This is a genomic window from Paenibacillus sp. P2(2022), assembly GCF_029522175.1.
In the GTDB taxonomy this organism is placed as follows: Bacteria; Bacillota; Bacilli; order Paenibacillales; family Paenibacillaceae; genus Paenibacillus; species Paenibacillus polymyxa.
The window spans coordinates 353,927-378,320 of sequence record NZ_JAKWFI010000004.1; the positions used below are offsets into that span (position 1 = coordinate 353,927).

At 44.0% G+C, this 24,394-nt stretch carries 6 protein-coding genes; 3 read left to right on the plus strand and 3 right to left on the minus strand.

Going from position 1 to position 24,394, the window contains the following annotated elements:
• Positions 1–59 precede the first annotated feature (59 nt).
• Genes MMB75_RS16055 through MMB75_RS16065 form a run of 3 tightly spaced genes read left to right on the plus strand, consistent with a single transcriptional unit; the run spans position 60 to position 2,637 of the window.
• A complete protein-coding gene (locus tag MMB75_RS16055; protein WP_017426300.1) occupies positions 60–971 on the plus strand; it encodes an ABC transporter ATP-binding protein in 912 nt (303 codons plus the stop codon).
• Positions 968–1,903 carry an ABC transporter permease gene (locus MMB75_RS16060; protein ID WP_017426299.1) on the plus strand — a complete coding sequence of 312 codons (936 nt, stop codon included), beginning with the start codon at positions 968–970 and terminating at the stop codon, positions 1,901–1,903. The genes MMB75_RS16055 and MMB75_RS16060 overlap by 4 nt, the downstream gene beginning before the upstream one ends.
• A 35-nt stretch (positions 1,904–1,938) precedes the next feature.
• Positions 1,939–2,637, plus strand: coding sequence for a DUF4097 family beta strand repeat-containing protein (locus tag MMB75_RS16065; protein ID WP_019686268.1), 699 nt, complete (start codon positions 1,939–1,941; stop codon positions 2,635–2,637).
• Positions 2,638–2,721: 84 nt separating this feature from the next.
• Here the strand turns inward: MMB75_RS16065 and MMB75_RS16070 are convergent, their stop codons facing one another.
• From MMB75_RS16070 to MMB75_RS16080, 3 genes are read right to left on the minus strand one after another with little or no spacing between them, the layout of a single operon-like run.
• Positions 2,722–4,029 carry an MFS transporter gene (locus MMB75_RS16070; protein ID WP_019686267.1) on the minus strand — a complete coding sequence of 436 codons (1,308 nt, stop codon included), beginning with the start codon at positions 4,027–4,029 and terminating at the stop codon, positions 2,722–2,724.
• 29 nt (positions 4,030–4,058) lie between these two features.
• Positions 4,059–16,601: a non-ribosomal peptide synthetase gene (locus MMB75_RS16075; protein ID WP_031462962.1), complete on the minus strand. Its 12,543-nt coding sequence runs from the start codon at positions 16,599–16,601 to the stop codon at positions 4,059–4,061.
• A 10-nt stretch (positions 16,602–16,611) separates the two neighbouring features.
• Positions 16,612–24,381 carry a non-ribosomal peptide synthetase gene (locus tag MMB75_RS16080; RefSeq protein WP_031462961.1) on the minus strand — a complete coding sequence of 2,590 codons (7,770 nt, stop codon included), beginning with the start codon at positions 24,379–24,381 and terminating at the stop codon, positions 16,612–16,614.
• Positions 24,382–24,394: the final 13 nt, after the last annotated feature.

A 24,394-nucleotide genomic window follows, 5' to 3' on the forward strand; every position in this document is an offset into this window, starting at 1 on the left:
ATGACTGCACTCCTGATACTTTATAGACAATCAAACTGTTGGCGGGGAGGGAATCGTTGTTGTCACTATTACAGATTCGTAATTTAAGTAAAAAGATTGGAAAGAAAACCATTGTTGAAGGACTGTCCTTGGATGTAAAGGCGGGGGAAATCATGGGTCTTGTTGGCCCAAATGGAGCGGGCAAGACGACCACTATTCGGATGATCGTGGGGTTAAGTTCAAAATCGGGAGGCCAGGTATTTATCCACGGCCAAGATATTGATCGCTCCTTTGAAAAGGCAATGAGACATGTTGGAGTTATCGTCGAAAATCCAGATCTGTACAAATATTTATCCGGCTATGACAATCTGATTCATTTCTCAAGAATGTCTCCAGGGGTTTCTTCGGAACGTATTCAGGAAGTAATCTCGCTCGTCGGACTTGAGGACAGCATTGATAAGAAAGTGGGAACTTACTCTCTAGGAATGAAGCAGCGACTGGGATTAGCCGTTGTACTGGCCCATAAACCTTCCTTACTTGTACTTGATGAGCCTACCAATGGTTTAGACCCAGCAGGAATAAGAGAGCTTCGGGAACATTTAATCAATCTGTCTCAAAAAGAAGGCGTTGGTGTTCTTATTTCTAGCCATCTTATGGCTGAAATGGAACTGATGTGTGATCAGGTAGCGATTTTAAATAAGGGAAAACTGATTGGTATCCATAATGTAGCTGAGATGATGGATAATCGGCTTGCTCCTGTTCGGTTTGAAGTAGACAGACCCGAATTGGCTCTTCCTGTATTCCAGTCCATGCTGGCGGGGAAAGAAATTATTGCAGATCAACAAACTCTACAAGTTGACATTACAAAGGATCAAATTCCGGGTATTACAAAGAAACTTATGGATACGGGGGTGAACATATACAGCGTTCAGATTACGAAACAGACACTAGAGGATAAATTCATTGAAATCACAGGGGGAATTGAAAAGTGATTCAGTTAATTCGCAATGAAAACATGAAGATTTATAAGCGTAAACGTACCTGGCTTATCATCATACTGCTTATTTTGTATGTATTAATCCAGATGGCTAATTTAAAAAGTTCTGGTATGACTGAGTACAATGAAGGCTGGAAAACACTCTTACAGCATGAAAATTCAAAGCTAACGAGAGATGCAGCAAAGTCAGACGCTCTACCCATTGAGAAAAAAATGGCAGCAGAAAAAATTTTGATGAATCAGTATTATTTGGACCATAACATCGCTCCTCAATCCAATGCTTGGAGTTTTACAGTGAGCCAATCCAGAAATTTAATTGTAGGTATCTCTCTTTTAGCTCTTATCGTGGCTGGCGATATTGTAGCCTCTGAGTTTTCTGCCGGTACAATCAAATTTTTACTGACACGTTCAGCTACACGCTCAAAAATTTATTTTTCTAAATATATTGCAACTCTCTTGTTTGGAATATTTTTGGTTTTGCTTACTTTTCTGGCTGCCATATTTTTCGGTGGATTAATGTTTGGCTTTAAGGGGATCGGCGATCCCTACTTCTTCGTCAAGGATCAAACCATTCAGCAGGCAGATATGATTCAAGCCTTGTTAGGAGGGTTCTTATTTAATATACCTTTTATGGTTATCGTGTTGACATTTGCATTTATGATTTCTGCAGCATTTCGCAGTGTTACATTTTCTATTGTGTTCTCTATGCTGGCAGCTATAGCAGGATTCGTCCTGAGTATCACCATGAATGGATGGCCTTGGACAAAATACTTTGTGTTTTCCAGTACAGATCTCAATCCTTATTTTTTTGGAACGACGCCAGTGGAAGGAATGACCTTGGGCTTCTCACTGTTCCTCCTTCTACTTCATCTGGTCGCTATGCATCTCGTTTCATATCCTATTTTTACAAAACGGGATGTAATCTAAATCTATACTAACTATTCTGAAACGGAGTGATTGTAATGAAATGGCTCACTACTTTAGTGATGATCTCAATGTTACTGTTAATTGCAGCCTGTTCATCCAAACCTGCAACATCTTTAAACAAGGAACTTGAATTATCATCTGCCGGTATTTCCAGCTTAGTTCTAGATAATAGCAACGGTCAAATTGAAGTTGTCGGAAACAAGAATACAGATAAAATACAAGCCAGTGTCGTTGCTAATGGCAGCAACATGGATAAGCTAAAATTAAGTCTGGAGGGAGAAGATGGTATAGCTACTCTTAATACTTTTTTCGAGGGACAATTCATGTCAACAGGTCCCCAAACAGTTGATGTCAAGCTAACCATTCCGGAAAAAATGAAACTAGAAATTAAACATCCGCATAGAGATGGAGATATTCAAGTAACGAATTTAGCCTCGGATGTAAGCATTGAAAATGTGAATGGTAATATCACGCTTAAAGAAATCGGTGGAGCCATTGATTTAACCAACAGAGATGGTGGGATTACTATTCAAAATAGCTCATCTGATGTCAATATTGAAAATGTAAACGGACATATTCAAGCAGATAAAATAGGGGGTACTGCATATATTGAGTTAGGTGACGGCTCTCTGGATATTGATCAAGTTGCAAAAGATGTTGTCATTATTCAGAGCGGCAATGGAAAAGTAAGCATCGGTGATGTGAAGGGGAAAGTGACTCAAAGCAAAAAATAACTGAAAGACCAAAAGGCCAACATAAGTTGGCCTTTCCATTAACATCAGGTCCTTCAATCACATCATCATGGGCAGAAATTCAGTTTATAATGCTGATACTCGTTCTTTTTCACCTACGCTATTAAGGACTGGTTCGGCATTTTGACTGAAAAAGTTACGTAATGCTTTGTTCTTATGAGCCATGATACCCATCACCAGAGCAACTATTCCCGATGCCAGAGGAAGGTATACCCAATGGATTCTATCCAATAGTATTCCGTACAACCCGATTCCGAGCGGAGTTGCTAGCATAGTGATCGAGCTGATTACACCAAACACCCCGGCTCTAATATGTTCTGGAGTATACAGCTGCACATAAGATATCATGGGAACATTGCTCATTGAATTAAAAAATCCGGTTACCGCCAAAATCATAATGAAGATGAACGTCATCTGTATCAGGCTTCCTGATGTTGAGGGAAACAATAATGGGAAACACCATGTTAGGAATAAGATGGCTTGAAGCTGAAACAGGATAAATATTTTGGTAATAACAAATTGATGTACTTTCCGACGTGAAACCACAATGGCTCCCGCGATGACTCCTACGAACCAGGCTCCTTGAATAACAGATAGTTGCTGAGCTGAAAGTTGAAGTTCCTGATAAGTCACATATGGCAATACAACCTGGACTAATGGGGCGAGCATAAAATTGATACCGACAAAGATGACAAGTAAATACATTATGGCTTTTTGCTTGTTTATATACGCAAACACATCTTTGACACTGTCTAAATAACTTGAGGATACCGTTTGTTCATCAGTTTTCCTAAATTGTAACCATAGTTGCATCAATCCGGCCGAAATAAATGTTATTCCGTTAATCATCACAATCGTTTCCAAGCCCCAAGCTCGATAAGTTATGGCACCCAGGATCGGACCCAGTACATTTATGATTGCTCCTATACTTTGATAGGAAGAGTTTACGCTATGAACGTTGTCTCTTTCCACTAAGTTAGGAATTGAGGCGTTCAGCGTTAAGAACGTAAATGATTGAATAAGGCTTAATATAACGGAAAACACGGCAAGCAACATAACATTGGTTGAATCCAACAAGAAAATGGGTAAAAAGATTAGTAGCGCTATTCCGCTTAATATTTCGGTTATGACAAGCACTTTCTTCTTATTGCTCCGGTCTATAACTACACCTGCAAAAATATTGACAAATACTCCGGGCAGAATGGACAAGCCTAACACCATTGAAAATACAGTGGCCGATCCGGTGATATCCAAAATATATAGACTTAAAGCAAACTTAAAAATCGAACTTCCTAGCTCAGATATAAGCCTGGTCACAGAAAAAATAAATAGGTTCCGGCGAGCATAAAACGAAAATTCCTTTGGCTGATTCATGAGATCCCCCTATTCGGTTAGGGCAAGAGTTACAGAACGGTTGCCCAGCGTCTTTCCAATTGCTCCAAGGCACTTTGTAGATGATTCCGTACTATACTTTCGTCTTCTGAAAAAGGTAGAGTTAGTGCCACAAACAGATTAGACTCGCTATCATGCCAAACTTCGCATAAGATTCGTGTTCTTCCTTCAACATTGACATTACCCAGATCCACCGTTTGTAGGAGTTGATGCTCACTTCTCAGCTCACCAAGGAAATTAAATACAATTGGCATTCTATCCAAAGCCTGCTGCAAGTATCCTCCAGATAAAGGATAATCATTCTGTACATCCGGGTTATACATTAAGTTAGCAAAGCTGATATTATGTTCAGCTGCCCATTGAACACTTTTGCGAACCTGCTGTTCTAGAGATACCAGGTTTTGGTCTAAATTTGTTAGTATCGGGATATGATCTACAAATTCACCAATAACATCATAGTAACGCTTCTCTCCAAAGCTTCGGCCATACTGCGTTACCCAAATGGGTACCTGACTAAGCTCGAAATACATTTTACAAAAAGCAGTGAACGTAAAGAATGCAATCTCCCAATGACTTGTGTTGTCCAAGTGAACTGCTCTCTCGGAAGATTTCAAATCCCAAATGACAGTTGTATGCCCTTCAAGTACTGCTTTTTGACTTACAAAATCGGTTATACGACCAATTGCACGATCAAACTTATCCAGATTATAGGTAGTAGCTAGTTCCAGATCATCAACACCCTGAGGTCCTTCCATAATATGAGCTGTAAAATCAGAGTAACGATTTCTGCTCCCTTTAGGCGTTTCCTTTCCAGCTCGTACACATTCATAATAAGTGTTGAACTGGTGCTTAATAATCTCACTGCTCATAAAGTCAAAGATCGAGTGCGAAAAAGGTAATATAAGCATGTAGTCTTTCAGATTCTTTTTCACAATCAATATCCGATATAAGAGTGAATTGCTCAGTTCATGCTGCCTGTAAAAATAAGGCCAGACGATATTATTCAGAATCACTTGCTGTGTATCTTCATCGTACATAGAGATATCAACCAGTGGTACAGGAAGATGATCTGGTGCTTCCCTTACTTGCCACTGCAATTCTCCGTTTTCTTCACACAGCGTACTTCTCATCAAATCCTGCTCTCGAATAATCTGCCGAATCGCTTCTTCCACATATTCCATGTTCATATGTTTTTCTAGCGGAATAATCGTGCCAGAAATATCACTATGTTGGAGATGGTAACGTTGTGTTGGAGAAACAGGCAGTCTCTCTATCACTCCTAGGCTTAAAATAGCTTTGGAGAAAACGTCCAAATCATTGTCAATTCTTTCTGTCCATATGTTCTTAATGTCTTCAAGATTGGCCTTTTCCAGTCTCAGGTTTTCTTCTCCATGCCAAGTGATGTAATGAGGCTGAATCGATTCATCGCATTTCATGTCCAACAGTTCCATAATCTCTTTTTTAAAAGAAATGGCTCCATCTTCTAGATGCAGAACGATATAAGATTTTCCATTGAATTGCTCTTGTTGTAAGCATCCCTTAACGTTCAGCTTTTGATGCAGCAACGCTATAATTTGATCAAATTGTTGGGCAAGTGCAGAATGGTTTTCTTCCATCCCTTCCACATGTAGTGCCAACTCTCTGACCGTAGGGTATTGATAGATACTGCTCAACCGTAATTCACTACTCCAAATCCCCTGTAATCTGGATGCAAGCTGAATAGCCGTTAAAGAATGTCCTCCCAGTTCAAAGAAATTATCGTCGATACCCACATGTTCAATACCAAGTACGCTCATCCAGATCTCAACTAATTCCTTTTCCAGCTCACTGCTTGGCTCCACATATTCCGTTCCGGTACCAAATTCCAGCTCAATTTCTAATAGCATACGACGATTAATCTTACCACTCGACGTGAGCGGCATCTGATCCAAGAATACAAAATAGGCTGGAATCATATACTCTGGAACTGAGACAGATAAATTTTGTCGCAACATTGCCGTTGTCACATGAGGTTCGGCAACAACATACGCCCCCAAACTAGGCATCCCCGTTCGGTCATCAGCACGGGCAAGTACTGCCGCTGCCCGAACTCCATCATGCGCAAGCAAAGCCGCCTCAATCTCACCCAGTTCGATCCGATATCCGCGGATTTTCACCTGATGATCGATTCTGCCCATATATTCGATATTTCCATCCGGCAACCATCTGGCCAGATCCCCTGTTCGGTACATCCGTCCTCCCGGCTCGTATGGATCTTCTACGAACTTCTCTTCCGTCAATTCCTCCCGATTCACATATCCTCGCGCTACACAATCGCCTCCAATATGCAGTTCGCCAGGTATCCCTATCGGTTGCAAACGGTCCTTCTTATCCAAAATGTACAATTTTACGTTATCAATCGGCTTCCCGATCGGAATGCTCTCCGGTTCATGCTCGACAGGACAGTCATAATACGCCACCTCCACGGTCGCTTCCGTTGGCCCATACAGATTGTGCAGCGTGGCACCGCCGCCTCCTATCAGACAGTTAAACCGACGCACATGCTCTGTCATCAGCGCTTCCCCGCTGGCAAATACCCGTCGTACACTGCGCATTTTCCCCGTAGCTCCGCTGTGTTCCATGTATTCCAGAAACGCTCCTAGCATCGACGGCACAAAGTGCAATGCCGTTACCCGGTTAGACTCAACCGTTTCAGCTATTGTGGCCGGGTCCTTCTCTCCTCCTGGCTCCAAAAAGCATACCGTTGCCCCTTGGATGGCCCACGAGAACAATTCCCACAACGATACATCAAAGGTATATGGTGTCTTTTGCAGGATTACATCCTCCGCTCCAAATGGAATCCGCTTTTGCATCCAGTGCAGACGATTGATCAGCGAGGCGTGCTCAATCATGACTCCTTTAGGCTTACCCGTAGATCCCGAGGTGTAAATCACATACACCAAATCCGTCGAGCGATTGAACGATTCCGGATTCTTTTCTCTTTCTGTTTGCTCCTTTTCCTGTACCAGCAAATCTTCGATAGCGATCAGTTCCCTGGTTGTTCCATGACAGCGAAGCTGTTCCACTAACTCCTGCTGGGTCAATAAAATGGATACTCCACTGTCCTCCAGCATGAACGCCAGTCGTTCTTCAGGGTCCTCTGGATTCAGCGGCAGATAGGCTCCACCTGCTTTCAAGATTCCTAGTAGTCCGATAATCATCTCCAACGATCGGTGAACCGCGATCCCCACCACACGATCAGGCCCTACTCCTTTTTCCCGCAGCACATGAGCCAACCGATTCGCTTGGGCATTCAGCTCCCGATACGTTAACTGCCGTCCTTTGTAAAGGGCTGCCGGATGTTCCGGTGTTCGCTCCACCTGCTCCTCAAACAATTGATGGATTGTCTTCGCTCGCGGATAGATCGCTGTCGTATTGTTAAATTCATTCAAAATCACTTCTTTCTCCGGTAAAGAAGTTACTTCAATCGAGGATATACTTATCTCTGGATTATCCACGATTTGTCGGACTACGCCATTTAGATGATTTTTTATACGTTCCACAAATTCTCTACTTAAGGTATCAGCGTTGTACAGAAATTTAATGTTCAGTTCGTCTTTCAGGGAAACAATAAGATTAAAGTCATAGTTTGTCTGTTCATAAAAGGCCATGTCTCGCACATGAATTTTCAGATTGTGCTTCTGTAGCGCCTCTTCTTCGCCATACTCCGGGTAATTTTCAAACACAATAATATGATCTAACAGGCTTTGCTTCAGTGTGGTTATGGACTGAATGTCAGCTAATGATGTGTACTCATACTTAACAGATTCGATGGAGCTTTGTTGAGCTCTCTTGGCCATTTCAATGAAGCTTTCATTCTCCTCGCCATAAATTCGCACGGGAATAGTATTAATGAAAATACCTACCATGCTCTCAATGTCTGGGATTACTGGCGGTCGCCCTGAAACTACGGCTCCAAATACTACATCGTTGGTATTGTTATATCTTTGAAGCAATGCCCCCCATATGGATTGGAACAACGTGTTGACTGTAATCCGATTATGAGATGCAATCTCTGTTAATCGTCGTGTCATTGTTTGGTCTAACGAAAATTCCAGCTGACTCGTCCGGTAACCACCTTCTTTAGCCTGCAATTTGAACGTCTTCGGTATAACTGCACATTGCGCATATCCATCCAAAGCCTGTTTCCAATATTGCATGGACTCCCCTTTGTCCTGCTTTTCCAGCCAACGGATATAAGTTGAATAAGCAGGGGCTGTCTCAGACTTAAGCGGTCTACCATTTTTCAAATCTAGATACATGCTCATAAAATCGTGGTAGACAATCCCTACGCACCATCCATCCATAATCATATGATGGAAGGTCCACATCATAAGAAACTTATCAGGAGTTGTTTTTAATACATTTATACGTATTAGTGCTTTATTGGATAAATCAAATCCACGCAGAAGATCTTGTTTTTTGTGATCCTCAAGATAAGCGGTAATTTCTTGCTCATCCATCCCGGTAAGGTCATAAAACTGAAACTCTGCTTGTTGATGTTTACGCACTACTTGCCGAGGTTCACGTATACTGGTAAACACAAAATTCGTACGCAATACTTCATATTTTGCCAACAATTCTTGAAAACTCTGTTCCAGAAGTTCCTGCTGCAGTTCACCTTCCATTTCAATCGCGACTTGTTCCACATAAGCTGTAGTTTCTGGCTCCATCATGTAATGGAACAGCATTCCCTGCTGCATAGGTGTTAACGGGTAAATATGCTCTACTTGTTCAGTCCCACCAAACTGCTTGAGAATCTGATCTAACTCAGGAATAGAGAGAGTATGGTCTTGGTAATCAGATGGGGTGAGAACCTTCTGTGAAATGCTTGTACAGTGATTAATTAACATTTTTAAATGCTCAATATACATAAGGGATAATTGTTCAATAGCATGGTCTGCATGCTCGCCACGAATATATCCAAATTCAAGTAACAGTTGGTCTTGGGAAACAATACTATTAATGTCCAGTGTAAAATGACTTTCTGCCCCTTCACCAACAGAACGTCCCGGAGATAGCGGTGACGATTCAAAGCTCCCCTCTTGCGTACCATCCATAAATTGTCCCAGATAGTTAAAACTGATTTGTGGCTGTATGTTAAAATCTAAATCTTGAGTATGTTCCACATCGGTCAAATACTTCAGAACTCCGTAGCCAATCCCTCGATTAGGGATATGCCGAATCATTTCCTTAGTTCGCCGAATAACAGATGAAATATCTTCACTATCCCTCATATCCAGAACAATAGGAAACATCGAAGTAAACCAACCTATGGTTCGAGTAACATCAATCTCCTCCATAATCTCTTCCCTGCCATGTCCTTCAAGATTAATAGCGAAGATTTTACTACCCGCCCATTGCTTAATAGCCAAACCAAGTGCTGATAACAATAAGTCATTAATTTCGGTATTATAGGTCTGATGAGCAGTTCCAAGCAGTAGCTGTGTATTTTGCTTGTCCAACCGGACAGCTATGCTCGTTCTTTCTTTTTTCACTCCACCCTCATCAGTACCTGTGCTCTTCTGAGGAAATGGAGACTCACATTGAACACCTTCAATTTGCTGCCAATATGCCTTCTCCTTCAGTAAAGTCCGACTGTTCGAATACTCTGCAAGCCGGTCAGACCAATACTGAAAAGAGTCCGTTTTATCCGGCAAAGCGATAGCCTTACCCTGTAATGCCTGGGTATATGCGCTCTCCAAGTCTTCCAATAAGATTCGCCAGGAGACCCCGTCAATAACCAAATGGTGAATAGCAATCAGCAAATGCTGGCCTTGATCTGTTTGGAACAAGCCCACCCTGATCATCTCGCCTGCTCTTAAGTCCATGGTAGCCTGTAGCCGACTCGCCTCTTCCTCAATCTTGCTTTCAGCATCGTTATTTCCTTGTAGATTATAAATATTTAAATGAAAAGGCCTTAACTGCGTCTCCGTATGGTATTGGCAAACAGAACTCTGACCAATCTCATACGCCATTCGTAGGGCATCATGGTGAATAATAATATTCTCCAAAGCAGTCTTTAGGGCTTCTTCATCAAATACACCACTAGTAAACAACATAACTGCTTGATTAAAATGGTTCCGATCATCCTGTACATTTTCGAAGAACCATCTTTGGATTGGAGTTAGCTGTACCTCACCTGTTACCGCCTTCTGGTCAATGATTCTGGAACGACGTTGGACATATGGTGCTACTTGCTGAACAGTAGGGTGCTGAAATATGTCCTTCATATCCAGCTTTAATCCCTCTTGGCTCAACCTTGCGATCACTTGAATGGCCTTAATAGAGTCTCCTCCAAGGTCAAAAAAACTGTGACTAATTCCAATTCCCTCTTGTCCCAGCACGCCTTCCCAAATTTTGACCAACTTCTCTTCCGTAGGGCTTGTTGGTGGTTCATACAGCGTGCTCAAGTCTAAGTTAATATGAGGCTCTGGCAGTTTCTTCTGATCCACCTTGCCATTAGCGTTCAGTGGCAAACTGTCCAGCAGGATTAAGCTGGATGGCAACATGTAATCTGGTAGATACTTCGCCAAGTAACGGCGAATAGCTGAAGTATTTAATTCCCCATCTGTCACCATATATGCAGAAATACGATTTTGACCGGATGGATCCGGTTTAGCTACAACTATTGCCTCTTTAATGCGTTCATGGGATAGTAGTTGATTTTCAATTTCTCCAAGCTCTATACGAAACCCCCTAATTTTCACCAGATGATCTTGGCGGCCTACAAATTCAATATTTCCATCTGAAAGCCATTTTGCAATATCACCTGTTTTGTACATTTTCTCGCCTGGATTAAATGGATTATCTATAAACTTTTCGTTTGTAAAATCAGGTAGGTTCAAGTAGCCCTGGGATAGTGCATCCCCTGCTATACAAAGCTCTCCCGGTATACCAATAGGCTGCAATTTAAGATTTTTATCCAGAATGTACACAGTAGTACCTGTAATCGGGGCTCCAATCGGAATTGTACCTTTCCGTTCATGAATCTGATCTACACCATAACAAGTAGCAAAGACCGTGCTTTCGGTAGGACCGTACATGTGGAGCATTTTATGGGGTCCGATATGTTCAAACAACTTGCTCACATGCGGTAGCGAAACCCGCTCTCCACCAAAAAGTACTTTGCGAATTGTAGTAAAGCATTCAATATTGGTTTCTATCAACGTGTTAAACAAGGCGGTAGTAATAAAAAATACCGAGACATTTTCATTTCGAATTAAGGAAGACAGTTTTTCTGGATTCAGCATATTCTCTTTACGTAAGAGAACCAGCTTAGAACCATTGACCAGAGCGCCGAATATATCGAAGACTGACCCATCAAAGGCATAGTTGGATAACTGCAAGAGAATATCCTGTTCCGTAAGATCGATATAATTGGAGTTTTTAATCAATCTCTCCACGTTATAATGCATGGTCAGATTCCCTTTTGGTTTACCTGTTGAGCCAGAGGTATATAGCACATATGCCAAATCATCCGGTTCATTCACATAAGGTAAGTTACTAGAATCCAAATCCTTAACGATAGTATCGAGCTGATCCAAATCAAGGATTTCCCCTGCAAACGCATCTGCTCCTGCCTCTTTTATGAAAGTTGATTCAGTCAGGACATGATGGGAAGCCAATAATAGTGTTATCTTGCAATCGTATAGCATCAGACTAATTCGCTCCGCAGGATAATCTGGTGCCAGAGGAACATACGCACCCCCAGCCTTTAAAATCCCTAGGATTCCGACTATCATTTCAAAAGATCGCTCTACCATCATGCCTACAAGCGTATTGGCCTGTACTCCTTTTTCTCTAAGCACTCTGGCAAGCTGATTCGCTTTATCGTTTAACTCGCTGTAAGTCCATTGTTGTTCCTCGAACGATACTGCGACACGCTCCGGCGTCTTCGCTACCTGCTCTTCAAAGAGCTGATGCAGCAATTTTCGGTTATCTTTCTCGTTAGAAGCGGGTACCGTATTAAATTTCGTTAACAAAATCTCTTCTTCGGATGCAGTTACCATGTTTACGTCGCCAATCCGTGCATCCGCAGAGTCCACAATAGTCTGTAAAATCTGCAAATAATGCTTCGACATTCTCTCAATACTTTCTTTGTAAAACAGCTTATTACAATAATCAATTCGAAAAGAGAGTCCCTCTTGGTCCGCTTCTGCTGTTAACGTTAAATCAACTTTGGCTATGCCAGCTTCAACAGAATAGGGCGATATGGATATCCCGTCAGTTAGCAGGCTTACCGAATCGGTATTTTCTAGAGAGAACATCGTATCAAACAGAGGATTTCGGCTTAAATCCCTGTGAAGTTCGAGCTTATCTACAAGATCTTCTATTGGATAATCCTGATGTTCGAATGCTTCCAGGCTGCTTCTTTGCACCTCCAGTAAAAATTGCTTGAGCGTTTTGTCAGCAGCTGGGCGGTTACGCAGCACAAGTGTATTAACGAACATCCCCATAATATTTTCTAAATCCGTATGATTACGACCTGCTATTGGAGACCCTACCACGATATCTTCCTGGCTTGAATACTTATGCAGCAATACGTTGTAAGCCGATAGCAGTACCATAAATAAAGTGGTCCGATTTTCTGCAACAAATTGCTGTAGACCTTCACGAAGTGTCTTATCAGCTTGAAAAGAATACCGGTCACCTTCAAAGCTCTGTACTTGAGGTCTCGTGAAATCAGTTGGTAGATTAAGGACAGGAAGCTCATCCGAAAACAAGTCTAGCCAGTATTGTTCCTGCTTAATCAAGTGTCCTTCTTTGATCCACTCACTATTCCAAACGGCGTAGTCTTTATATTGAATACGCAATGGTGGCAGTGAGTTCCCGTGATACAATGTCGTGAAATCATTAGCCAAAACGCTCATGGAAACACCATCTGCAACAATATGGTGCATATCTACCATCAAAATATGCCTATTGTCCGAAATACGCACCAGCTTCGCCCGCAATAATGGAGCCTGACCTAAGTCAAACGGTCTTACGAACGTTTTGAATATCGCTTGAATCTGTTTGTCCTGTGCTTCTATTCCGATATCATCAGCTTGTTGGAAACTCAGTTGAAATGGAACCTCACTATGAATTTTTTGTACTGGCTCCTCTGTGCCCCACTCAAATGATGTCCGCAATGCCTCATGCCTATCTATTAGATCCCTGAACACTTGCTCCAGCCGCTGGATGTCCAGTTCTCCCTCCATCAGTAAGGCAAAGGGCATATTGTATGCTGTTTCTGCTCCTTCAAACTGATGTAAAATCATTTGTCTCTTTTGAACGGATGTCACTGGATAAGAATCGCGTAGCTCGGCAGGAGCAATATCCATCATCGTCCCAGCTGCAACCTCTGGTCCGCAGATCAAAACACTCATTTCTTCGATGGTCGGATGTGCAAAAATATCACGGAGTGGAATTTCAACTTGCAGCAACTTATTGATTCGAGACATAAGTCGAGTCGCCGTTAGTGAATGTCCACCCAGTTCAAAAAAGTTGTCATGTATACCGATGGAGGATATGTCCAGCAACTTCTCCCAAATCTCGGCTAGTTTTCTTTCCGTTTCGTTTCTTGGTGCAACATAGCTGGTGGCTCGCATCCCATGATCCGGTTCGGGTAGCGCTTTACGGTTAACCTTGCCACTGGACAGGTGCGGCATAACATCTAGCCGGACGAAATGACTTGGCACCATGTAATCCGGTATAAGTGCCTTCAAATGTGCCCTTAAAATAGATGTGTTCAAACCTTCTCCGCTTTCGAAATATGCGCATAAATATTTGCCGCCATCTCGATCATCAAGGGCAAGTACCGTCGCCGCCCTGACACCTTCATACGCGAGTAAGGCCGCTTCAATCTCACCTAGTTCGATCCGGTAGCCCCGAATTTTCACCTGATGGTCGATCCGACCCATATATTCAATGTTTCCATCCGGCAGCCATCTCGCCAAGTCTCCCGTTCGGTACATCCGTCCCCCCGCCGCATAGGGGTCCGCTACGAACTTCTCCTCCGTCAGTTCTTTCCGATTCACATATCCTCGGGCTACGCAGTCCCCTCCAATATGCAGCTCGCCCGGTACACCTATCGGCTGCAATCGGTCTTTATGGTCCAAAATATATAATTTCACGTTGTCAATCGGCTTCCCAATCGGAATACTCTCCGGTTCCTGGTCCGCAGGACAGTCGTAATACGCCACCTCTACCGTTGCTTCGGTCGGTCCATACAGGTTGTGCAGCGTAGCTCCTTCGGTCCCCAGCAAACGGTTAAATCGGCGGACATGCTCTGTCATCAACGCTTCCCCGCTGGCAAATACTCGCCGTACACTCCGCATTTTCCCGGCGGCTCCGCTGTGCTCGATATACTCCAGGAACGCTCCCAGCATGGATGGCACAAAATGGATCGCTGTTACCCCGTTGGCCTCCACCGTTTCGGCTATCGTTGCCGGGTCTTTCTCGCCTCCTGGCTCCAAAAAGCATACTGTCGCTCCCTGAATCGCCCACGAGAACAGCTCCCACAACGATACGTCAAAGGTATAAGGCGTTTTTTGCAGGATCACATCCTCCGCTCCAAACGGAATTCGTTGTTCCATCCAGTGCAGACGGTTGATCAATGAAGCGTGCTCAATCATGACCCCCTTCGGCTTGCCGGTGGAGCCTGACGTATAGATCACGTACACCAAATCGCTCGAGCGATTAACAGGTTCCGGGTTCTTCTCGCATTCTTCTCCTGTAAGCTCCATCCCCTCCACCAGCAAATCTTCGATAGTGATCAGCTCGCGGTCGGCTCCGTGCGGACGAAGGCGGTCCAACTGATCCCGCTGGGTCAGCAGGATAGATGCCCCGCTATCCTCCAGCATGAATCCCAGCCGTTCTTCCGGGTCCTCTGGATGTAACGGCAGATACGCCCCGCCTGCCTTCAAAATCCCCAGCAGGCCGACGATCATCTCCAGCGATCGATGAACTGCGATGCCCACCATCTGGTCGGGTCCGATGCCTTTCTTCCGCAGGACGTGAGCCACCCGATTCGCTTGGGCATTGAGCTCCCGGTACGTCAATTGCCGATCTTGGTATAGGGCTGCCGGATGTTCCGGTGTTCGCTCCACCTGCTCCTCAAACAATTGATGAATCGTCTTCTCCCTTGGATAAGGCGCGGCCGTCCCGTTGAATTTCTTCAAAATCACTTCTTTTTCTTCTGGAAGAATAATATCTATTTCGTGCAAAACTACATCAGCAGACGAAACTATAGTGCGGGCGATTTCCTCAACATGTCGACCTAATCGATCTATATATTCTGGTTCGTATAATAGACCGTTATAGCTGAATTTCATCCGCAGTTTCTCACCGGGGACAACGTTAAGGTTGAAAGAATAATTAGTCTGTTCAAAGCCAGCCATCTCCGAAACCGCTAAACTGTTTTCGTTTTCGTGATCGGAAGCTTCCTCCATACCCGGGAAATTTTCAAAGGCCAAAATATGGTGTATCAGATTACTCTTCAACAAACTACCCGCCTGAATATCAGCAAGGGGCACATAATGATGCTGCCCCGCCTCCATAACCGAATGTTGTACATGCTGGACGAAATCCGAAAAAACAAGATGATCCTCTTCACTCGATATACGCACTGGAATAGTATTGATAAATAGGCCTACCATGTTTTCTGCTCCCGGAATATCTGACGGACGACCGGAAACGACAGAGCCAAATACCACGTCGCGGGTGTTGTTGTATTTCATCAATAGCAAACCCCAGATAGAGTGAAACAATGTACTCAAAGTAACCTTGAGTTCTTTGGCCAGTGATTCCAACTGACCCGTTAATTGCGAATCAAAGCTAAAGATTTGCTGCTGTGGATCGTAATCAACATGGCTCCCTTTACCACTCGCAGGCAAGATACTCTGCTGTTCAAAACCATCCAAATATCGCTCCCAAAACGTAAGCGCTATATCTGTATCCTGCTTGTCCAACCACTTGAGGTATTTTTCATAAGAAGGAGCTTCCCCCAGTTGAACTGGCTCATTTTTTTGCAATGATGTGTAGATCTGGAACCATTCTTTCAAAACGATTTCTAAGCACCATCCATCCATAATGATGTGGTGGAAGCTAACGATCAGCTTGTATACATCAGACGCACACTGCAATATGGAGACCCGGAATAACTCATCCCGGGTAATATCAAATCCGTTGGCCTTATCACGTTGAACAAACTGTTCTATATAGGCCACCTGGTCAGATTGCGTTAGTGAAGAAATGTCCTCAAAGTGAATTGCTGGATGCTTCTGCCGAAATACGATCAATTTAGGCTCTTCAATATTGACGTGAAAAACATTGCTGCGCAATATTTCATGGCGCTCAAATAGAACAGAAAGACTTCGATCCAGAAGCTCTACCTCGAGTAAGCCGTTCAAGGTAAGACTCACCTGTTCAAAATAGGCGTACGAAGTTTGATCTAGCAGGCTATGGAACAAGATTCCTTGTTGCATCGGGGTTAATCGGAATATACTTTGAATTTGCAGATCTTTACTCATAATCCACCGCCTAGGAAGATGTATTATTTTTATAGTAGGCCATAATCTCATCCAAATCGTTAATTGAAAGATTCTCATCATCGCTCACATCTGCGGGAGTCCATTCCTTCTCCTTCTTTTCAGAGCAATGCTCAATAATTTCTAGCAAACGACTTTGCAAGAAATTTCCCAATTTTTGAATACTCGATTCAGCATATTCACGACTGCTATACTCAATCCCGAGGGTTAATATCCCCTGTTCGATACTGCCATTAATATCAAGCACAAATGGTGTCTCGGTCTCCTCACTTACTGTCCGGCCCGGAGAATACTTTGATTCGACAAATAAAGGCGCAACGGAGCCTGAATCAATCTGGCCGTGATAATTAAACCGGATTTCAGGTGCAAAATGTCCCTGATTAGTACTTTTCAAATCGTGTAAGGTCATATATTCCAGAATTCCGAAGTCAATGCCCTTATTAGGAACACGTCGCAACGCTTCCTTGGTCAGCTTAATTTGGTAAGCTAAATCTGCATTATGCTTCATATCCAGATGAATAGGATACATCGTAGTAAACCAGCCGACCGTTCTGGTTATATCTATATCATCAAAGATCTGTTCCCGTCCGTGTCCTTCCAGCAAAATGGTGAATTCATCATTATCAGTCCAGTCTCTCAATGCCAGTCCAAAGGCTGTCAACAGTAGATCGTTTACATTCGTACTATAAGCCTTGTGTACATCCTTCTGCAGACAATCTGTTTGTTGCTTGGAAAGCCTTACGCTGCAGATTTTCAGGTCTTTCCCTCTTCTGTCAGTGGCCGGATAGTCTTTATGAAGCGGTTTACTGGCATGACGGATCACATTCTCCCAATAACGCTTGTAACGAGCTGGACGCGCACCCTTTGCATCATCAACCAGGCGATGGGTCCAGTCCTTCCATGAATGGGTCTTCGCCTGGAAGAGAATTTCTTCATTATTAAGCGCCTGCATATACCCTTGCTCCAAATCTTCCAATAGAATTCTCCAAGAAACTCCATCTACCACCAAATGATGAATCGCGAGCAATAAGTGATCCCCTTGAGCCGTGTGAAACAACCCTGCTTGCACAAGTGGACCCTCTTCCAAATTCATACGCCGCTGAATCGCTTCGCTAAGGGTTTGGATTGCTTCTTCAATGGATGCCTCATGGCTTACATCCAGAACAGTAAGAGCATATGCCTTTCGATTCGTACCATGAATGACGGGAGTGATTCTGTCCGGACTCGCTGTATATGTCATTCGTAAGGCATCATGATGCTCTGTCAGCTTACACAACACCTGATCGACCAGTTCTTCCTTCCATCCCTTTTGGCTATACAACATAACAGCCTGGTTCCAATAGTTCGATTCCGTAAACTTTTGCTCAAAAAACCATCGTTGGATAGGCGATAACTCAGCCTCTCCTTCAATAATCCCTTGTTCGGCTTGAACACTGACTGCTCTTAGATCCGGAGTCAGGCTACCTATGGTTTGATGGCGGAAAAGGTCCTTAATTTCCATACGATATCCGTGCTTACTTAGACGTGTGGAAATTTGAATAGCTTTAATTGAATCTCCGCCCAATTCAAAAAAGTTATGATTCGTTCCGATAGGAGCATAGCCAAGAACCTCTTGCCAGATTTCGGCCATCAACGCTTCAACCTCACTGGAAGGAGAAATATAATCTACCTCAATCGACAGACTGTGATCGGGCTCAGGCAATGCTTTTCTGTCGATCTTACCGCTCGATAGATAAGGCATAGCTTCCATAGATACGATATAAGCAGGCACCATGTACTCGGGTAGAACTTCTTTAATACGAGCCTTTAATGCTTGTATATTGAACTCCTGGGCATGTTCAACATAGGCGCATAAATAACTTCCCCCAGAACGGTCATCACGAGCAAGCACTACTGCCGTTTGGACCCCTTCGTAGGCCAGTATTGCCGCTTCAATCTCACCCAGTTCGATCCGGTAGCCCCGAATTTTCACCTGATGGTCAATCCGACCCATATATTCAATGTTTCCATCCGGCAGCCATCTCGCCAAATCTCCCGTCCGGTACATCCGTCCCTCTGACGTATATGGATCTTCTACGAACTTCTCCTCCGTCAGTTCTTTCCGATTCACATATCCTCGGGCTACGCAGTCCCCTCCAATGTGCAGCTCGCCCGGTACGCCTATTGGCTGCAATCGGTCTTTATGGTCCAAAATATACAATTTCACGTTATCAATCGGCTTCCCAATCGGAATACTCTCCGGTTCCTGTTCCGCAGGACAGTCATAATACGCCACCTCTACCGTTGCTTCGGTCGGTCCATACAGGTTGTGCAGCGTGGCTCCTTCGGTCCCCAGCAAACGGTTAAACCGGCGGACATGCTCTGTCATCAGCGCTTCCCCGCTGGCAAATACTCGCCGTACACTCCGCATTTTCCCGGCGGCTCCGCTGTGCTCGATATACTCCAGGAACGCTCCCAGCATGGATGGCACAAAATGGATTGCTGTTACCCCGTTGGCCTCCACCGTTTCGGCTATCGTTGCTGGGTCTTTCTCGCCTCCCGGCTCCAAAAAGCATACTGTCGCTCCCTGAATCGCCCACGAGAACAGTTCCCACAACGATACGTCAAAGGTATAAGGCGTTTTTTGCAGGATCACATCCTCCGCTCCAAACGGAATTCGTTGTTCCATCCAGTGCAGCCGGTTGATCAGTGAAGCGTGCTCAATCATGACCCCCTTCGGCTTGCCGGTGGAGCCTGACGTATAGATCACGTACACCAAATCGCTCGAGCGGTTAACAGGTTCCGGGTTCTTCTCGCATTCTTCTCCTATAAGCTCCATCCCCTCCATCAGCAAATCTTCGATAGCGATCAGCTCGCGGTCGGCTCCGTGCGGACGAAGGCGGTCCAACTGATCCCGCTGGGTCAGCAGGATAGATGCCCCGCTATCCTCCAGCATGAATCCCAGCCGTTCTTCTGGGTCCTCTGGATGTAACGGCAGATACGCCCCGCCTGCCTTCAAAATCCCCAGCAGGCCGACGATCATCTCCAGCGATCGATGAACTGCGATGCCCACCATCTGGTCGGGTCCGATGCCTTTCTTCCGCAGGACGTGAGCCACCCGATTCGCTTGGGCATTCAGCTCCCGGTACGTCAATTGCCGATCTTGGTATAGGGCTGCCGGATGTTCCGGTGTTCGCTCCACCTGCTCCTCAAACAATTGATGAATCGTCTTCTCCCTTGGATAAGGCGCAGCCGTCCCGTTGAATTTCTTCAAAATCACTTCTTTTTCTACCGTTGTTAATAAATCTGTATCACCTATCGTTTGTGTGCTATGAGCTACAAAAGACCTTAGCACCACCACCATATGATCCAAGAAGCGTTCAACAGTATCCTTTTGGAACAAAGCACTGTTGTACTCCAAATTTAAATGAAGGTAGCTGCCTGTTTCTTCCGCGCTCAAGGTTAAATCAAATCGGGAAACACCTGGATTGAACGGAAACGGTTTGAATTCCAACCCACTAGATTGTAGGGGTTGCCCTTTTGTATTTTGCATAACAAACATGGTGTCGAAGATCGGGCTTCGGCTCACATCTCTCCGTAGCGCAAGCTTTTCGACCAATTGCTCAAAGGGATATTCCTGATGCTCAAAAGCAGATAAAACCGCTTCCTTAACTTCATCCAAAAAAGCAGAAAGACTCTTCTCCGATGAAGGGCTAGTACGCAGTGCCAACGTATTGACAAACATGCCGACGATCTTTTCCGTATCTGGATGTCTCCTCCCAGCAACCGGCGTACCGATGACAATGTCATCTTGTCGTGCATGCTTGGACAAAACAACGTTATATACAGCCAGTAAAATCATGAATAATGTACTTTGAGTTTCAGCTGCGAGTTTATGAAGTGGCTCTGTTATATCATCGCCCAGGATTCGAGATACCGTGTTACCTTCATAGCTTTGAATAGACGGTCTTGGAAAATCCGTTGGTAGCTCCAGTACAGGTGGCTCATTTTTAAAGATGTCCAGCCAGTAGGATTCCTGATCTTTAATAAATCCATGATTTACTTGCTCATTATGCCAGCTAGCATAATCTTTGTACTGAACGGATAGAGGCGGAAGTGCTTGTCCATCATACGATTTTACAAATTCATCCATAATAATAGACATAGAAACGCCATCCGAAATAATATGGTGCAAATCAACCAGCAGCATATTTTGGTTCTCTGTCAACGGAATCAGCTCGCCTCTTAATAAAGGGGCACGGCTCAGGTCAAACGGTTGGACGAATTCACTTAGCACCGTTTCTATTTGCTGTTCCTCTATATCCTCTTTGCTGGTCAGACTATGAATCTTCAACTCAAATTCTACTTCGTCATGTACGCTTTGAACCGGCTCTCCGTTGATCCATGAAAATGAAGTGCGCAATGCTTCATGCCTGTTAATCAGAGTGGTGAATGCCATTTTCAACCGCTCCTGATCCAGATGGCCTTGAACGAGCATGACAGAAGGCATATTGTAAACCAGTTCCGCTCCTTCAAGTTGATGCAGTATCATCTGACGTCTTTGCGAGGAGGAAACCGGATAATAGGTTTGACCAGAAAGTAGAGCAATTTCGGTAAATGTACCTGCCCCTCTCCCGATGGTACGTTCAATGAGTTTGCTCATGCTTTCCACAGTTGGATACTCAAATATTTCACGCATAGGCAACTCGACCTGGAATTCTCGAATAATTTTCCCGATCAGTATTGTAGCCTTTAGCGAATGTCCACCCAGTTCAAAAAAATGGCTGTGTACACCTATTGGGCTCACATGCAGAATATCCTCCCACAAACGTACTAGACGAGTTTCTGTATCTGTACGAGGAGCTACAAACCCCTGCTCCCGAATCACATGATGGGGCTCAGGAAGCGCTCCTCGGTTCACCTTTCCATTAGTCGTAAGAGGTATCGCAGCAATCTGTATTAGATGAGCAGGTACCATATACAAGGGTAGAGACGCTTTCAAATAGGATCGTATTTCCTGTGTTAAGAGTTCACGGTCAGACACAATATAAGCGCATAAATACGTTTCGTCCTCTTGGTCTTTTCTAGATAGAACAACGGCCTCTCTGATGTCATGATGAGAGAGCAGGACCTTTTCGATTTCTCCAGTCTCAATACGATATCCACGAATTTTCACCTGATGGTCTGTTCTTCCGAGATACTCCACATTGCCGTCAGGAAGCCACTTTGCCAAGTCCCCTGTTTTATACATGCGCTCTCCGATAACGAAGGGACTATCTGTGAATCTTTCGTCCGTTAGATCAGGTTGATTAATGTAGCCTTGGGCTACTCCTGTACCAGCAATATAAAGTTCCCCCGGAATACCGACAGGAAGCAGTCTCCCCTCCTGATCCAAAATGTACAACCGGTTATTGTCAATCGGCTTACCGATTGGAATACTCTGCAAATCATCTCCATCCGGGCAATCAAACCATGTTGCATCCACTGTTGCCTCTGTTGGTCCGTATAAATTATGCAGAGTTGTGCCATTCGGCTTTCGAAGCAGAGTATTAAACCGTCTGGCTTGCTTTACTGTTAGTGCCTCCCCGCTAGCGAAAACTCGTTTAATACTGCTGAGTTTTCCCTCTGCTTGGTGCTGCTCAACATACTCCAAAAAAACAGACAACATGGAAGGTACAAAATGAAGGGTTGTAATTTTCTGCTCTGCCACCGTGTTCACCAGTAGCTTGGGATCCTTCTCCCCATCAGGTGGAAGAAAGTAGACTGAAGCTCCGGCTATAGCCCACCAAAATAGTTCCCATACAGAAACATCAAAGGTGTAAGGTGTTTTCTGTAAAATGGTATCGTCCACACCAATCGGATACTTTTTTTGCATCCAATGAAGTCGATTCACTATAGAGGTGTGACGAATCATAACCCCTTTAGGCTTACCTGTAGAACCGGAAGTATAAATTACGTAAGCTACATCCTCCGGCCCACTGTAAGGTTCAAGATTAGTTTTTTCAGTTGCCCAGTCTGCTCCGATCGCAAGCACGCTGATATTCTGTGAAAGATCCTTCAGTGTAGATTGGATTTCCTGCTGCACCAGCAGGATGGAAGCTCCGCTGTTACCCGCTATATATTGAATTCGTTCCAGAGGATCCTCTGGATTGATTGGCAAGTAAGCCCCCCCTGCCTTAAGAATAGCCATGATCCCGACTAGCATCTCCGGTGAGCGATAGGCTGCAATCCCAACAATCTGGCCAGTTTGCACCCCTTTCATCCTCAAGACGCGAGCCAATCGATTAGCCCGTTCGTTCAATTCCAGATAAGTTAACCGCCCATCAGCGAATGCTGCTGCCAAACGATTCGGCGTCAGTGCCGCCTGCTCTTCGAAAAGCTGTTGAATCGTTTGACTTTGAGGATACAAGGCATTTGTATCATTAAAATCTCGCAGGATTCTGTGTTTTTCCTCGCCAGAAAGCAAATCAATATCGTCCACATCCATGTGCGGATTAGAGACTACCTGTTCAGCTATTTGTTTTAGGTGCAGTTCAATTCTTTGAATATCTGAAGCTTGATAAGCAATACTGTTATAGCCGAACTTTACTTTCAATTCTTTACCAGGAATGACTCCAATATTAAAATCATAATTCGTTTGCTCAAAACCTTCGGTTTCCACAATTGAAACAAGCTGTTCTCCTTCTCCACCCGCAAGCTCTTCAGTAATTGGGTAGTTCTCGAACGCTATGATATGGTGGATCAAGCTCTTACCCAGTGGGGTTAGCATCTGGATATCAGCCAAGGATAGAAAATGGTACTTCCCCGATTCCATCATGTTCTGCTGAAATTGTTTAATTATTTGAGAAAATGTTTGTGCTTCTTTATGACAAATACGTACAGGAATCGTATTAATAAATAATCCAACCATTTTCTCCGACCCTTCCAGCTCAGCTGGACGGCCGGAAACAACGGAACCAAATACCACATCCTTGGTGTCATTGTATCTTTGCAGCAACAGACCCCATATCCCGTGAAATACAGAACTTAAGGTTACCTGATTTTGCTGTGCTATCATTTCCAAACTACGGGTTAACTGCTCATCCAAGGTAAAAATATGGTTGTTCAGCTTGTAGCTTCCATCCTCAGTTGACTTGCTGCTAAGAGGTAAGCCACTTTGCTCTTCCACACCTGATAATTGTTGTTCCCAATAAGCAAGAGCTGTCTTCTTATTTTGCTGCCCTAACCAACTGATATATCGGCTATACGGAAATACAGCGTCCAATTCTGGCTTCTGCTTAATGGAATAAGCTCTGTAAATTTGGAACAGATCCTTCGCAATGGTACCAATACACCAGCCATCCATAATGATGTGATGAAAGCTCAGAACCATTTTGCAGCTTGTATCACTTAATGCAAGAACACTTATCCGAATCAGGAGATCCTTTTCAAGATCAAAACGCATTTTCCGATCATTAATCGTAAAATTATCAACATATAAACGTTGTTCTGCTTCATTTAATTCTGTAATGTCTCTATAATCAATCGTTGCTTCTTTATTAGCCAGCACGACTTGTAACGGTTGGTCTGTTTCTTTATAAACAAACACAGTCCGTAACACATCATAACGGTCAATTAGGGTTTGGAAGCTTTCCTTCAGCGTCTCTGCATTCAACCGTTCATTTATGGTAATGACCGTTTGATCAAAATATGCTTCTGAGTGCTCGTCTAAAATGGAGTGATATAGAAGCCCCTCCTGCATGGGTGTCAATGGATAAATGTTTTGAATGAGTGCGTTTCTCATACGGCTCACCACT

What these genes read in the sequence shown, in the direction of transcription:
- MMB75_RS16065 (WP_019686268.1), top strand. Translation starts at nt 1,939, where the DNA reads ATGAAATGGCTCACTACTTTAGTGATGATCTCAATGTTACTGTTAATT.
- MMB75_RS16075 (WP_031462962.1), bottom strand. Translation starts at nt 16,601, where the DNA reads ATGAGTAAAGATCTGCAAATTCAAAGTATATTCCGATTAACCCCGATG.
- MMB75_RS16080 (WP_031462961.1), bottom strand. Translation starts at nt 24,381, where the DNA reads ATGAGAAACGCACTCATTCAAAACATTTATCCATTGACACCCATGCAG.
- MMB75_RS16070 (WP_019686267.1), bottom strand. Translation starts at nt 4,029, where the DNA reads ATGAATCAGCCAAAGGAATTTTCGTTTTATGCTCGCCGGAACCTATTT.